The organism is Paraburkholderia sp. BL25I1N1, assembly GCF_003002025.1.
Classification (GTDB): Bacteria; Pseudomonadota; Gammaproteobacteria; order Burkholderiales; family Burkholderiaceae; genus Paraburkholderia.
This window is the reverse complement of sequence record NZ_PVZB01000042.1, coordinates 15,987-31,577: the sequence shown is the minus strand read 5'-3', so window position 1 is coordinate 31,577 and position 15,591 is coordinate 15,987. Positions and strand designations below refer to the sequence as shown.

9 protein-coding genes are annotated in these 15,591 nt (G+C 55.8%); 7 read left to right on the top strand and 2 right to left on the bottom strand.

The genetic code is table 11. The annotated features are described in order from the left end of the window. Positions 1-922: 922 nt before the first annotated feature. A complete protein-coding gene (locus B0G73_RS37575) occupies positions 923-1,489 on the bottom strand; it encodes a phosphatase PAP2 family protein (protein WP_106286098.1) in 567 nt (188 codons plus the stop codon). 1,371 nt (positions 1,490-2,860) lie between these two features. Between B0G73_RS37575 and B0G73_RS37565 the strand changes: the two genes are divergently transcribed. The 3 genes from B0G73_RS37565 (at position 2,861) to galU (ending at position 6,940) form a co-directional block, all read left to right on the top strand. Further along, a complete protein-coding gene (locus B0G73_RS37565; protein ID WP_106286096.1) occupies positions 2,861-3,223 on the top strand; it encodes a hypothetical protein in 363 nt (120 codons plus the stop codon). A gap of 1,173 nt (positions 3,224-4,396) precedes the next feature. Next, entirely contained in the window at positions 4,397-5,395 is a 999-nt protein-coding gene (locus tag B0G73_RS37560; RefSeq protein ID WP_106286095.1) for a GlxA family transcriptional regulator, read from the top strand. Between the two features lie 663 nt (positions 5,396-6,058). Next, the gene (gene galU / locus B0G73_RS37555; RefSeq protein WP_106286094.1) at positions 6,059-6,940 is read left to right on the top strand and encodes a UTP--glucose-1-phosphate uridylyltransferase GalU; all 882 of its coding nucleotides are present in this window, start codon (positions 6,059-6,061) and stop codon (positions 6,938-6,940) included. A 194-nt stretch (positions 6,941-7,134) separates the two neighbouring features. On the opposite strand, the gene rfbC is transcribed toward galU, so the two are convergent. Further along, entirely contained in the window at positions 7,135-7,683 is a 549-nt protein-coding gene (rfbC, locus tag B0G73_RS37550) for a dTDP-4-dehydrorhamnose 3,5-epimerase (RefSeq protein WP_106286093.1), read from the bottom strand. Positions 7,684-8,307: 624 nt separating this feature from the next. Between rfbC and B0G73_RS37545 the strand changes: the two genes are divergently transcribed. The 4 genes from B0G73_RS37545 to B0G73_RS37515 all read left to right on the top strand — a co-directional run bounded on the left by B0G73_RS37545 (position 8,308) and on the right by B0G73_RS37515 (position 15,250). After that, the gene (locus B0G73_RS37545; RefSeq protein WP_146142562.1) at positions 8,308-8,553 is read left to right on the top strand and encodes a hypothetical protein; all 246 of its coding nucleotides are present in this window, start codon (positions 8,308-8,310) and stop codon (positions 8,551-8,553) included. Between the two features lie 108 nt (positions 8,554-8,661). Next, positions 8,662-8,832 (top strand): hypothetical protein, encoded by a 171-nt coding sequence (locus B0G73_RS37540; protein WP_308706163.1) that lies wholly within the window; start codon positions 8,662-8,664, stop codon positions 8,830-8,832. A 3,464-nt stretch (positions 8,833-12,296) separates the two neighbouring features. After that, the gene (locus B0G73_RS37520; RefSeq protein ID WP_106286091.1) at positions 12,297-13,823 is read left to right on the top strand and encodes a mannose-1-phosphate guanylyltransferase/mannose-6-phosphate isomerase; all 1,527 of its coding nucleotides are present in this window, start codon (positions 12,297-12,299) and stop codon (positions 13,821-13,823) included. A 47-nt stretch (positions 13,824-13,870) separates the two neighbouring features. Continuing rightward, positions 13,871-15,250: an undecaprenyl-phosphate glucose phosphotransferase gene (locus tag B0G73_RS37515; protein WP_106286090.1), complete on the top strand. Its 1,380-nt coding sequence runs from the start codon at positions 13,871-13,873 to the stop codon at positions 15,248-15,250. Positions 15,251-15,591: the final 341 nt, after the last annotated feature.

Sequence of the window (15,591 nt, the reverse complement as noted above, 5' to 3'; positions counted from 1 at the left end):
GCAGAAACAAGACATCAGACAATTGATGACAGCGCCTGCGAAACCGCGGATTCCGTCGTCGGTGCGCGCGAGCGGAATATGGCCGAAGACCCCAACGCGATGCACGACTGGGTCTTCTCGGACATGCTCGTTGAGCAATCCCAGCATCTGTACCGCCGACGTGCTCTCGATCCAGGGACGCGCTGCATAAGGCCGGAGGTTTGGCAGGCGGTTTCGGGCAAACCATGCCGTAGCCGCTGCCCGCTTCCTCGACGCGGGCGGTGACTACGGCATGGGATCGGCAGATCATAAGCGCATATTCGACAAACCGATGATGCGCCCATTTTTGATGCGACGGCCGTCGTTATCCGGCTCGGCTCCTGTGTAAGTCGGAAAATTCGATAGATTGCGCCCGCATTCAAACTGTATGTTCAGCAAGAGGCTGGAGGGGTACCATAAAAGGCTCCGGTCGCAGTTGTGCGACTTGTGCCAAAAACTGTAAGAGCTGCCCAAGTTCGACCGTGGTTGTCCGTGGGAATTCAGGTGACCCAGCTTGAAGAATATCTCCTTTCCGCTCGCGATGAGCAATGAGAAACTCCTCGAGCTAATGCATATAAGCAAGCTTAAAAAGAGGGCGACAGAACGAAAAGCTGCGTCAGTTTCGGGCGGAACTCGGTACTGTCGCTGGGAATCCGTATCGACCGCGTTCTTAAGATTACCGGATCATCGGCTACGAGCGAAGAGCAAGATATGAAGTTGAATGAGTGATGTGACGGTCAGAAAGAATTTGACTTCTCGTCTGTCGAGCGCATAACAAAGACCGTCGATCAGGCGAGTTTTCTACGCTCTTCGCTACCCGATTAAACCGCCTTGGCCGATTTTTTCTTGAGCAGTAGAAACGACGGTAGCCCCCGTGCATAATGAAACGTGCTACCAGGATGACTTACTGGAAGCGTCTGCAGATGGCAGGTGAGTACTGGTCGATCAGGGACTGGAAAGGCGCGTTATGTCCATAAGCTATCCCCGATACCAGCAGAAGTGACACGGCTGCGACAATAGTTCCTCGTAGTTGAACATGCGAGTTGGCCAGCGAGCGTACGAAGAACAAAGCGACAGCCGAGCCAATAGCCCAACCCGCGATGACCTCTGACACCGTGTGGGCTTCCTCGAACACACGAGCTGCGCCTATGACGGCACCCCCTGCGAGGCCTAGGGTTACGCCGATGGACGAACGCCCCGCACGGCGCAGAAACAACGCGATGCAAGTCGTCCACACGGCCGACGAGAGCATCGTGTGTCCGCTGACCACGCGAAAACCGACTTCCCTGATTTCTATGCCGCATCCGGCGTAGAGGATCTTTGTTGCTCCGACGATCGCCATGCCCACTGCCAGAGAAATCAGCCAGTAAGCAGCCATTCGCCGATCAGACATGGCAATCCACATTGCGCAGCCCATTGCCAGCGGGAGAGTTACTGCGGCGTCGCCAAAGTTGCTGAGTGAATTCCACATTATGCTCAAATACCGGTGGGCGCGAGATGATTGGTTAGGAAGTGGGTGTTATATTCGCGATAGGCGCCACGCCGGACAATCCTACCGCGTTGCTATTCGACGACTTCAGTGCCTGACTAGGGCAAATCTCGGCTACGGCTGGAGACCGGAAGTCGAGATACACGTCGACAAACATGCTCGCTACGGCCTTCGCGTCAAATGTCATCTCCGATATCCGTGCTACATGTTCCCAGTTACTGCCCCGCCTGGCTAGCGTCAAACGCTGCGGTCAGTTAATGTCGCCGCCGTTGGATCGCGTCCAGCAACGCCCAGCTTCGAGCAGGTGTTCAACCCTGAGCCTTCTACCGGTGGCGTGATGCTCTTTCAATTGTGACACGACGAGATAGGTCAATAGTTTTGCGGACCCAAGCAGGCCAAAATCGAGTGGCTGGGTCATCGGGAATTGGGTTCGCAGACGGATTTCGACACGCAATGCTTAGTAGGCGAGCTGTGGCTTGACAGAAGCGCAAAAAGATTGACCGCCCCTGTCGCGCAGGCGGTCGCATCGAGTTAACGCCACGCGGGATCGAAGATCTCAAGGGAGAGTATTTAGCCTCAAATCTGATTGCCTCCGTCAAAATGTTGGCGGATTCCGTCGAGTGCGACTTGGTGGCGGTGAACTGCGCGTTCTATGACCACGCACAAGCCGTAACCGAGTTGCGCGCCGTCCGGCGGCCTCCAATACGAAGACTCTTCGGGTTGTTTTTTGGGAATCTCTATCGAAGCGCATGAGTTCAGTGTGTTCGGTGTCTTCCCCGCTCCCGACGGCCTTTCCTTCACTCCGATACTTCAATATTGGCGCTTTGCGTGGCTATCGGCGGCCCACGCCGGCCCGTTTCATTGCCGGATTCGGTCAATTTCGTGGCCTTGTCCGCCACTTTTCATCGCGCCTAATACTTTTCGAACTATGATACGCGCCGATCGGCTCGGGGGATTCCCTGGCAATCTTAAGCGATCGTATGAGACAGACTAAAAGTGATAGTCAATGAACCCCTCTTGTCGTACTCAAAGAGCCGTGACTTCACCTTTAGAACGCTATCGAACCCCGGTTCGTCGACCGCCATGATAACGTTGTCTCCGACAAGGGGAAGCAGATGTATCATCCGCAACCCGGTAGTACGGTATATGCCAAAGCCGCCAGTGTACTCGTACACATACGTCACTTTCTCGTCCATACGTGCCCTATTCGCTTATATAAACAATTTTTCTACTGAGTAGTGTCGCACAACTACGGCCGCGCTTTCACTTTAAACGGAGAGTGACAGCGATCCTACCGTTGCGACCCGACGAGACATGGGGAAAGAATGAAATGCCTCATCTGCAGGAAGTCAGATGGGAACGATCGTACTGAGCAGCGAAATCGATCTGCGTGCCGGACTTCATACGTCGGCGCGAAAAGCGAAAGGTACGACGGGGTGGTTCACAAATTTGATCACTGCCGGGCAGCAAATAAATTTTCATGGCAACCTCCTGTTGCGCGTAACTTATATATTGGAAGCTCGAAAGGAGGGTTTTGATGTACCCGTACGCAATATGAACTTATACATCGTTGACGTTATGGTAGCGAACCGAATCTGGCGGTTCAAGAAAAAATGCCTGCCGTCCGAGGGGGCGGCAGGCGAAATCGAGGGGCGGGGTTGCCTCAGAGAGGCGCCTCCTCGAAAGACCGAAATGGAGTTTAATCGTTCGAAGTAGACAGCGGACATTCGTGGCGGATTGAGTCAAAATGTTGACTGAACGTGACATGGAAAGGTGTCGTCCGGACAAGAGCCACTAAGACGTTCAAATGTGGCACTGATCTCGTAGCCGCGGGCTACTCGCCGCTGTCGGTGATGCAGATAGTCGGCATTTCGTTCTGTGGAATCATGCAACGGCGGCGCGAATAGATAACGACGAAGAAATCGAATTCGAGCAATCACTGTCATTGTCTTATCAGTTGGTCTGCACAACATTGACGCACCATTTTTCAACTACGACATTGTGGTGCCCGATGGAAATGTCCCGATGTCCGACGAGATAAGCTTAGCGACGTGCTTTGCATACGCCTTTCACATCGCTCGCTGCAAGCCAGCATGTCCGTGAGAGTGTTCGTTACGCTGAATGACCACCCTCAACCGATGCGAGCATGGCGCTGAATCGCCGGTTCTTTTGGGGCGGACGTGACGTGCATGTTTGCGACCCTTCTCCTATCGATGAGTTCAGCGCCAGACGGATCCGAGCACTCTCTACTCTTTTGCACTACGTCGCGTGAACCACGAGTGCATGTTCGACGCCGGCGTAATTTCTGCCCGGGAAGCGGCATCCGTGACACGCTGCGTGAGTTACGGTGATTCCTGCCATTTCAGCTTAGACCGGGTCAACGAGCTTCAATGCGAAATTGGTGAAGATTGGCACGACAGGAAAGGAGAGAGGCCGTTGCAAGCTTGCTGCGAGCCGGCGCCCGGTGGCGAAGTTCAAATGCCACTCCAACTTTGGAAGTCGCGGTTCGACGCCGACGAAGGGATTCTGTACGCCGGGCGCGTCCGCGAGAAGGCGCGGGTGTGCGCACCGAGCGGCGCCAATATGCATGCACCGGCGTTAGGTATCCGCGGGCGGTCGATGGTTGCGCGATGGCGAACTACTACTACTGCGTGGGCGACGACTTCGGCCCATTCTGCCTGAAGTCCCGTTCCCGCTAAAACCGAAGAATTTCCCGCCGCAGCGCGCCGCGCCGTACATGTCGCCTAAAGGGTTGATCATACCCGCCAACATATTGATCGATTCGGCCAGAAAAATGCGTCGCAGTCCATCCTTATGTACGATCAGTCCAGACCCCAAATTTGACTCAAAGCAAGTCTGAGCGGGCAACCAATTTCCGGGGAAAATCCGATGGAGCATTCTTCAGTCGCCAGCCGCAAAAGCGCAATGGGACCTCACATCATGCCAGAGACCTGTAGCGCGACGAAGCGTATAGGCATCGTTTTATTCAGTGGCTTTGCCCTTCCAGACGCCGCATCGATCGCGGAGGTATTCCAGTCGGCGAATGGACTCACTGTGGTCGAGCCGTGCGGCACGACAAGTTACGACGTCATTTTGTTATCGGCAGGGGGAGGCAGCATCGCGAGTTCTTCATCGGTCCTCGTCTGGACCGAGGGTATCGAAGCACAGCGCGACTCTGGGCGCTTTCACGCTTTATTTGTTGCCGGTGGCGGAGGGGTGAGTGATGCTCTGCGCGATGAACACTTGATTGCGTGGCTTCGTCGGGCGCATTGGCGCGGCGATCTCGTATTCCCGATCGGCGAAGGGCGGGCGCTTGTCGACGCTGCCTGCTTCGGGAAGGCAGTCGATGATGGTGTTAAGCGCTACGACGACCGCACGTGGGAAACCGTGCGGACTGGTTCAGGTAACGACTCTTCGAGCGCTTCCGCTAGTCTGTTTCGAACGGCCATTGCGGTGATTGAGGACGATTTTGGGGTTGAAATTGCTCGAAAGATCGCTGACCGGGTCGCTCCGTCTACAGGTTCCCCGTTTAGGGGGATTGTGCGCAAGAATACTTCGGCTGGCGTGAGCGAGAAAATCAAGGCGTCGGCAAAATGGCTGGAAACGAACGGGCACCGTCCTATATCGATCGAGGAGGCAGCGCAGATTGTTGGTATGAGCGATCGAAATTTCCTCCGGCGTTTCAAGATTGAGATGGGCGTGACACCGTCTGAGTACCTGCTGTACGTGCGGCTTGATATGAGCTGTCGCCTCCTTGTCGAAACGGACCTTCCAGTCGACAAGGTGGCGCGTCATTGCGGTATTGGAAGTGGCGGTCGGCTAGCGAAACTCTTTCGCAAGCATCTGACGACAACGCCCACTGAGTATCGTATGAGCAAGCAGATTTAAACAGGAAAGGCGGTTCTCCGGCCGTTTTAAAGACATGCCATGACATTGCAATTGGGAAACGTAGCTAGCTTTGCGGTCTCTACATGTCCATTGACAGAAGAATTATAAATTCGGGCTCCTGATGTAAAAGTGTCGTGACCATAGGTGTTGAGGTCTCGATCATTCCCGATCTGCTGCATTGTAGATCAGACGATCTGTCTATCATGGTTCATCGGCGATTTTTCGGTCAGCTCGCAGAGAGATTGGTAGATAAGGAGATGTTCAGGTTACTCATTCGGACCAGTTAATTACTGGAGAAAGGACAATGGATGGAAGTTGCGGTAACGGCTCGGCACCGAAGCGAAGATCACGGGCGAGGGGGAAGCTGGGCTAACGAAAATGTAGTGATTAGGGCTGGCTCAGCCAAAATTGAAACGCTTATGCGTTCGGGGCGACGTTAACAACTAAGGCATTATGCTCTCGCGCCAATGTTTTGCCTGCTGTGAGCGACATCCGCTGAATCTAGGTGGTCGCCACCGACCAACCGGTCTCAAGTCTGACGCGTTGAACCTCTCCCACAGGCTTAGCGGGTTCCATCGCTGCGCCTAGCATTGCGTGCTAATCACTAGTGCAGGGGTGACCTGATCGCGACATGACCGTATTTAATGACTTTCGGAGTTCCTCATGCTAAAAGTTACAAAGGCAGTATTTCCAGTAGCGGGTCTCGGTACTCGATTTCTCCCCGCCACGAAGGCTAGCCCAAAGGAGATGCTACCGATTGTCGATAAACCGCTGATTCAATACGCCGTCGAGGAAGCCATGGCCTCCGGTATCACTGAAATGATTTTCGTCACGGGCCGCAGCAAGCGGGCCATCGAAGATCATTTCGATAAGTCGTACGAAGTTGAAGCGGAATTGGAAGCGCGTGGCAAGGACAAGCTGCTCGAACTGGTGCGCAGCATCAAGCCGAGCCATGTCGACTGTTTTTACGTACGCCAGTCGGAGGCGCTCGGCCTCGGGCACGCAGTACTGTGCGCGGAGAAGCTGGTAGGTGATAATCCGTTCGCCGTGATTCTCGCAGACGACCTTCTGTATGGCAGTCCTCCCGTCATGACGCAAATGATCGAGGTGTTCGATCACTACCATAGCTCGGTGATCGGCGTTGAGGAGATCCCGGTGCAGGATACCAAATCGTACGGAATCGTCGACGGCAAGGAATGGGAGGAGTCGATCATCAAGATGTCAGGTATTGTTGAAAAGCCTGAGCCGAGCGCGGCGCCTTCAAATCTCGGTGTTGTGGGTCGATATGTGCTGAAGCCTCGCATTTTCAAACATCTGCGCGCAATAAAGCCGGGTACCGGTGGGGAACTCCAGTTGACGGATGCAATTGAGTCGCTGCTTGCCGATGAACAAGTGCTAGCATACAAGTATCGCGGTACGCGTTTTGACTGCGGCAGTAAAATCGGATATTTGAAGGCGACAGTGGAATTTGCGCTGCGGCATCCTGAGGTACGTGTCGAGTTTCGTGCATACCTTGAAGAGCATTTGTCTCTGCTGCCGATCTGAAATCGTCGACGTTGTGGTATGGGCGATGGCGGTCAGCTTTCGATGTATTCACCGGTATATTGACGTCACGCTAATAGGTAGCAAGCGCTCTTTCAACACGGCTAAGGAGATCCTGCTGGTTCGTGATGGCGGCGGTTGGGGGAGCTTCATCGGTTAGCGGAGGAGGGTCATTGTCGCGCGAATGGAGCCCCTTTTCAGTACACCTCGGCCATGCTAAAGCGCGTACCCACAGAGTCGCGCTCGGACGTGATGGGCACATCTCTCAGGTCCCATTCGATGGCGATATCGGCGTCATCCCACTGCAGCGTGCGTTCGTACTCCGGCAGACGTTTTTCGGTCGTCTTGCACAACACTTCCGCCACGTCGGAGAGTACGAGGAACCCGTTCGCGAAGCCCGGCGGAATCCAGAGCTGACGACAGTTCGCCGCAGACAGCCGCGCGCTAACATAGCGCCCGAAGGTGGGCGACCAACGCCGCAGATCGACCGCCACGTTTACCAGTTCGCCGTTTACGACCCGAACCAGCTTTCCCTGCGGCCTCTGAATCTGATAGTGGAGCCCACACAAAACGTTGTGCGCCGACACAGAGTGACGCTCCTGGACAAAACGATAACCACGCGCCACATGTTCGTCGAAGTCTTCCTGATCGAAGCTGTCAAATGAAACGCCGCGCCTGTCCGAGACAATGCGCGGCTCAATCATTTTGACATCACGAATTGCCGTGTGTGTAACCTGAATTGTCATGTGTGACGAATATGAAGAAGGATCGAGGACTCTCGATATAGTGTGCTGCGGGTGGTCGTTCGCGATCTACGGGCCAGCACCGCGCCAGGGGCGATCGGTTTCTGACCGGAGCGGCTGCGGGCGTGGTCTTCGGTGCGCCGTTGCGGAATCGCTGCGGCGTTAACGGAAGCCGACTTTGGCAGCCTTCCGAAAACTCTCGAAGAATACCGCTAGCGGTTCGTGAATGTCACTAACGACGGTTTATCCTTGATCGCCAAAAGATTGGCGCAAAACGCCACTCGTGGTTTCGAGCGGCAGAACGTCGGCCTATATGTTGCGTTGTGTCAACGATCGGCGTTATCGAGCCGTTTCGGGATCGGCGTATAGGCGCCATGGGCGCCGGGCGTTGAACGCGATTCGAACTTTCCAGATGGGTACGGTCGTACAACTTTCCACCAGCAAGAACTCGTTGCGATCCCGTCCGCGGCCGCGCAAGCCTGGCGAGCGCCACACAGTGCGTGGCCGCCAGCCGCCGACGGCGCAGGCGTGGCTCGAACACGATCGGCAGCGGTGCCTGGCTCGTGCCAATGAGGTCGGGCCACGCCGTCACACACTGGCTCTCGCGGTGTTCACGACACAGTGCTCGTGAACCTGCGTAGCGTGCAGGGCATCGTCCGTATGCGCAAGAAGTTCGGCGATCAGCGACTGGACGCCGCGTGCGAGCGAGTGCTTGCATCTGCGAGCCCGAAGTACCGCACCGTCAAGGCCATTCTCGACAAGAGACTGGACAGCGAGCCCGCAGCAGCAGCGCGCAAACGTCGGCGGCGCCTGCTGACCTATCTGAACGGCGGCCGCTTCGGTCGTGACGTCCGCTCCCTTCTCCTGCATTGAACCTCACGAATCCCAATCCTGAACTGAATATGGTCCTCAAGCAACTGCACCTGTCCGGCGTACTCGACTCGCTTGAGCAGCGCAACCGTCAGGCGATCGACGGTCAGGTTGCTTACACCGAAATATCCCACCAGGTTCCTGCATGAAGAAGTCGCGCAGCGGGACCAGAAGAAGCTCAGCGCGCGTCTCGTGCGTGCCGGCTTCGGGCTAGGCAAGACACTGGAAGCCTTCAACCTCAACCGGCTGCCGAAGCTTACCGCATCGTCATTGAAGGCTTGAGCTTCTTCAAGGCTAAATCGATGTGCGAAACCGGCTAAATCGGCGTTGCAAAATCCAGCAAGCAACCGCCTTCTTGAGGCCGTCCGGGTCCGCGTCCAACACTATTTTCAACTGCCGCCATTACCGAGATCATCCGTGGCGCCGTACACCGATCCGTGACACGGTTCGGGATCGCGTGCGATGCGGTGGCCTCTGTTGCCCGTCCGTGGATTTCGATGAGGGGCGGAATCCTTCAATGTTTTGGCGGACCAAATCACATAGCCCACAGGACAATACGTCGGGGGATTACAGATCTTGCGTGGCGTTAGACATGTACCGTCTGGCGGAGCTTTGCATCGGCGTCACCGGTCATATGCACGGGGACGTCACCGCCATTTCCAAAAATACGCGACCGTATGATCGCGTCCACTTGCGTCGCCAATGATGGATCGGCTCATCGGATTTGATCTTCACGCATGTACGGAATTACTCGAATATCTGGTTGCGTCCCGACTGGTGGTGCGCCAGCGAAATCGCCAACCGTTGAAGCCTGCGCAGTCGGTCAAATCCACTCGACTCTGCTTGGACCTGAACGGCTGTCGCGCCGTCTGGCATGCAGCGCCTGACATTGGAATACCGTGCACAAAGGCTCACTGAGCAACTCAAGCGAACCTCGGTGAAGACGTGCGACGGAGGCAGTCTGGCGTGAATGTTATTTGGCGGTGCGAGGATGGATTCACGCTTCCGGGCGGTGACAAAAATCTTCGTCACGTGCGTGGCCAATTTACCAGGAGAGATCGTCTTCGTAGTGAGGGCCGCTGACAACAACTCGTTGCGCGCCGCATGTGTGACCCAGCTAATTCCACTGACTCGATATGCCCTGGTCAACTCAACCCGATATTCTTTCTCGCGCCGACCTCTTAACCTATCTCGTCGTGTCGCAATTGGTAAGACATCGTCTAACCGGAAAATGGCTGACGGCAGAGCACACTGTTGAATCCGCGCATCTTTGGATGTCTGTGAATGGCCGACTTGATCTGCTAGCGCGCGTATCGTTGGGCAGTCGCGCGGAAGCGCTCGCAGCGCAAATGCTACGTGTGTCGACGGTGACGATCGATGCAAACGCCCTAGCGGGCACATTGGTTGACTCCGGGCATCTCGACTATCGGTCTCCCGCAGTGGCCGAGATTCACCACGCCTGCATGGTGCACCTCATGTCTGGATTCAATTCCCCGGCGCGCCAGATTTGGCGGCATGCATCGGGGTTGTTGTCGTGCGCAGTCATCTTCTTCCGACCTGCTTCCACGGACGAACTGAATGCGTCGGTAAGAATCGCACGTTGCTCGACGGGCGGAACATCGAGAAAGGAGCTTTGAAAGCTGCGAAAGGAGAGCGAGGGTCGGACCGTGCAGGGCGTCGATAACGGTTCTAAAATTTGACTCTCTCTAGGCGGTGGAAACGCGGCTAGGCAGGTGCCTTTGAAATCGTGATGAGCTGGCTATGCCTCTGGTCTGGGGCGGGCCGGTCAGCACATGAGAAAGTCATCCACGAGCTTGTTAGTGATTTTCGATTCGACGATTATCGCTGCGCGAGATCGGTTCGTGTCCGTTGCGGCAGTGTGGATGCCGAGATGGCATCCAGCGCCAAGGATTGCTCCTGGAGCGGACGTGCGAGAAATTCTGGTAGATGTCGTCCACGGGGCTGAGTCGTACGGCTGACTCTCGCGAGCAGAAGTGCGATCAATCTATGTTGCACTGAAAATTTCAATAGTTGCTTTTCAACATCCGACATGCCGCCCTCTCATATGGACCGGTTGGCTAGCCGTGCTGTGGACATCACTTTGAGAATCCGTATTTAGGGTGGCGGATTGAGCTACATCTTTGACGGATACGTTTGCCAAAAAGATGCGGCGCGGCTTTCACGCAGGGAGGGCAGGTCGTGTTGTGCAAGGGAGTGAAAATGGTATTCCGACTATCAATGAATTAGACGGATACGGCCAAACGTTTGTCACGAAACGTGAAGTGGCGGCCTGCAGTCTTGAAGAATCTCTATCGTTCGTCCTAAGTCGGTGAAATATATGGTAATTCATCTTTCTGTCCTCGCACACCTCTGCTTCGGATGGGCGTTCGTCTATCTGGCTTTTAGCGTGTTCTCCGCCTTGAAGGTTGGGAAGCGGCACGACCGGCCATTGATATTTCTCGAGTTTCAGCCACATCGGGCGCGTGGAACCTGGGAAGCATCACGTGCCAAACTGATGATGCGCTTGCGGCTGTGGGCAATTCTTAGCCTGTTGGTTGGAATTGCGTCTCTTACGGGATATCTGTTGTTCTCGTGAAGGCCGCCAGTTCCGTCTTTGTCGTACATGGCAAGAAAATGCGTCGAGAGCCGGCTGGACGTGGCTCCGACAGCGCTCGCCACCTCGCCGGCTGTTGTCTGCAATCGGCAACCAAACCGACGCAGGGCGGACAGATTGGTGGCGTAGCTGCCATGGACATTTGCCAAGACGCGCCAAGCCCAGGGATCTTTGGCAAATCAGGAGACGGCGCTGAGTGCGTTTTCGATCTCGAAAAAGTCGATAGCTGTCTTTCGTTGAACGGTGCATTGTCGGCACTTAAACTAACGCCCGAACGGCGGAATTCGATTGACGTGACAAGCCTCTGCGTCTGCTGCAAGCCAAATCGAGCAAAACTGTTGGGAGCCCTCTAGCGTGGTATCTGCAGATTTCGTCCAGACGTACGCGGGAAAGGCGACGATCAGACCACTGAATTCGGCGCGGGACGCATCTACGCGAGGGTGCTATAAATTGACGGCGTGATCGCGCCACTCGAAGTGGCGAACCCCATCGGCTCAAAAGGGTGCCCGTTCCGAGGCGTGATAACCGAATGGGCTAAAACGCCAACATATTGGCGTTTTCCGTCAGTCATACAACGTGAGAAGGCGGCCTATGTATGATGCACTGCAACTGAGGTCGCAGTGCATTTTTCAGGTTAGCGGTTACGACTACAACCGAAATACGAAAGAGAAAGCGCGATTTTACGCGGGCAACGAGTAGCAATAGCGTTACCAGTGGGACGGAAGTGAGCGTGGACCGATTGACACCGGAATACGGTTGAGTCAAAAACTGCGCATGGCTTCTAAGAAGGATGCGATTTGCATTTTGAATTCGCTCACGCAATCGGCGGGCGAAAGTCGAAAGTGGCTGGAGACGCCACGAATATCACATCGGTTCAGTCCATCAAAGATGATGTTGCATAGATGGGCAAGTCCTATTGAGAGTCACGAACGACCCCGGTTGCTGGATCATGTCGACCAGTGGCCGAAGGGTTACCGCATTGTTTTTTCTGATTCGGCAGTGCAACTGTCCGTGTACCAAAGTCCATCAAAATGGGCTGGGATCAACAGTTGCGCCACATGAAATAAATAGCATAGAGCAAAACACTGCTTTGCGAAGGCTGCTCAAGTTGGAACCACAAACAGGACTGCATATGGAGAACACATCGACGGATGAAACGGTCGCGTACGCTGACGACCGCAAGGCGGTTTCGACGGAACAGGGGTTCTCCGCTGCGCCCGTCCGGCTCGTCCCGGTGGTGCTCGCCGGCGGGGCTGGCTCACGGCTGTGGCCCGTGTCGCGTGAACAGTATCCGAAGCAGTTGATTGACGTACTCGGGTCGGAATCGCTGCTGCAAGCTACCGTGCAGCGGGTGAAAGGCTTCAATGTGCAAGGGCGATTGGTGGCTACTCCGATTGTCGTCTGTGGAAACGAGCACCGTTTTGTGACGTCGGAGCAGTTGCGTGAACAGGGGCTCGAGGCACGTATCGTGGTGGAACCGGCTCGCCGTGACACTGCGCCGGCACTGACGTTGGCGGCCACGATGGCGTGCACCGATGGGGATGACGCGATCATGCTGGTCATGCCTGCGGATCATGCGATCGTCGACGTTGCGGCCTTCCAGGCGGCAATCGCTGTGGCCGCACAGCACGCCGATCGAGGCGCGATCGTCGCACTGGGTGTGCCACCCACGCGTGCCGATACGGGTTTCGGTTATATCAAACTCGGTGATGAGATTAGTGGCAGTGCGCATCTCATTGAGCACTTCGTGGAGAAGCCGGCGGCAGAAGTCGCTGCTTTATACGCGGCGTCGGGCCAGCACTGGTGGAATAGCGGCATCTTTGTTTTGCGCGCGAGCGTGTGGCTAACGACGCTCAAGCGGCTTCAGCCAGCAATGTATGACGCGTGTCTGCAGGCGCAGGTGCAGGGTCACAGCGACTCTTCTTTTTTCCGGCCGGGCGCGGAAGCGTTCAAGTCATCCCCGACCGACTCTATCGACTATGCGGTGATGGAACACCTCGGATCGCAACAAGGCTTGGCGGAAGGTGTCGTGGTGCAGCTCAGCGCGGGCTGGTCCGACCTCGGTTCGTGGGACGCGGTCTGGGATGCACTCGAGAAAGACAATGATGGCAACGCTTCTCGCGGCCGTGTCGTTTTTGAGGGTACCACTTCCAGCTTCGCTCATTCCGAGAAGCGTCTGATCGCGTGCGTTGGCATGACCAACGTGGTGGTGGTTGAAACAGACGACGCCGTGCTGGTAGCCGACCGTTCCCGCCTCCAGGAGGTGAAGAGTGTGGTTAGCCGGATGCGGGCACTGCAGGCGCCTGAAGCGGAGGTTCATCGCAAGGTCCGTCGTCCGTGGGGTTACTACGATTCGATCGACCGAGGTGAGCGCTTCCAGGTCAAGCGGATTGTGGTCAACCCGGGTGGACGCCTGTCGCTGCAACTTCATCACCACCGTGCCGAACATTGGACAGTGGTGAGTGGCACGGCATTGGTCACACGCGGCAATGAGGAATTCGTGTTGAGCGAGAACCAGTCGACGTTCATTCCGTTGGGGGTGGCGCATCGACTCGAGAACCCGGGAAAGCTGCCGCTCGAATTGATCGAAGTGCAGTCCGGCTCATATCTCGGTGAAGACGACATTATTCGGTTGGACGATACATACGGGCGGGCGTGACGCTTTGGCGCAACACGTTGTCCATCTTCTGGCGGGGAAATCGCAACATGCTCGGAATACAAGGGTTACTGGCGCGGCTTGTCGACGTGATTGTCATCGTGGCCGGTGCGCTTCTGGCATCGAACATTCGCTTTGAGGATCTGGCGCAGACTCGGGTGGATGGCGCATTCATCACGTTTTCGGTCGCGCTTGCTCTGGTCTCGTTTCCGGTATTCGGCCTCTATGAATCATGGCGCGGTCGCTCGTTGTTGCGTCTGAGCGGGCAGGTTTCGTTGGCGTGGCTGCTGGTCCAGGCGGGCGGGCTCGTGCTGATGTTCTCCGTGCATCGCACGGATATGATCTCACGCCTCTGGTTCATTTATTGGACCGCTACTAGCGCGGGTGGCTTGATCGGATCGCGTCTGTTGCTGCATACGGTGCTGCGTAGCGTGCGCTACGTTGGTATGAATTTGCGCAACGTCGCCGTAGTTGGCGGCGGAGTTCATTGCAGGGAAGTCGTGAGCAAGGTGCTGGCCGCACCCGCGAGCGGCTTCCGCATGTCGGCTCTATTCGAGGTTGGCGCGGGGGAAGTTTTCGCACCCAAAGGCATTCCCACTTTTGAGGACTTCGGTAAGTTCTCCGAACACGTACGAAAGAGCGGGATTCAGGAAATCTGGTTGGCGTTGCCATTGTCGGAAGCGCAGACCATGCTACGTTTCGTGAACGAATTCCGCGACGACCTCGTGAACATCCGCTTCATCCCGGATGTGCGCAGCATGGCGTTGTTCGACGCGGGCGTGGTGGATCTGATCGGCGCGCCGGCAATCAGCTTGGTTGCGTCGCCACTGCCCGCACGGGCAATGGTGCAGAAAGAGATCTTCGACCGGTTGTTCGCGGCGCTGGCGCTGCTCGCGTTGACGCCGTTGCTGCTGGTAATCGCGATCACGGTGAAGTGCTCGTCGCGCGGTCCGGTTTTCTTTACGCAGTATCGGAAGGGTGCAGATGGGCAGGTGTTCCGGATCTATAAGTTCCGGACTATGCGTGCTCATGCCGAGAAAGCTGGCGTGGTCACTCAGGCGACCAAGGGCGATCCACGCATCACGCGAGCAGGCGCGCTCCTGCGCAAGACAAGTCTCGATGAACTGCCGCAGTTTTTTAATGTGCTCCGCGGCGACATGTCGGTGGTTGGGCCACGGCCGCATGCGATTGAGCATGACGAAATATATCAAAAGGTTGTTGATGGTTATATCCATCGTTATCGGATTAAACCTGGCATTACCGGTTGGGCGCAGATAAACGGGTTCCGGGGGGAGACGGATCGACTTGAGAAGATGCAGAAGCGCGTCGAACATGATCTCTATTACCTGCAGAACTGGTCATTTGGATTGGACATGCGAATTGTGATTGCGACGATGGTTAAGGGACTGGTGAGCAGCAACGCCTATTAACGAATCAGCAACCCGAGCAGGTTCCATATAAGTCCGCGCGTGATCCTCAGTCGGCGCACAGAAGCATTAGCCGCCGGGCGTGTGCGGACCCTCGGCACGGTTACCGTGTCGATTGTGCGGAAATCTACCGGTCAATCGAACCGCAGGCGGAAATGGGCAACGCATTTTCATACACGATTCACGGGGAGATCGTGCGATTTGTTGCAATTGACGCTGCCGCCGAATTCGAAATCAATGAAAAGCATTTGAAGGATTATCTGATGGCATTATTGTGGAAGTGGGCCGTTGGCTGTAAAGGAACTGATTGCCGTCGCGGTTTTCAATTGCTGGCCGGAGTAGCT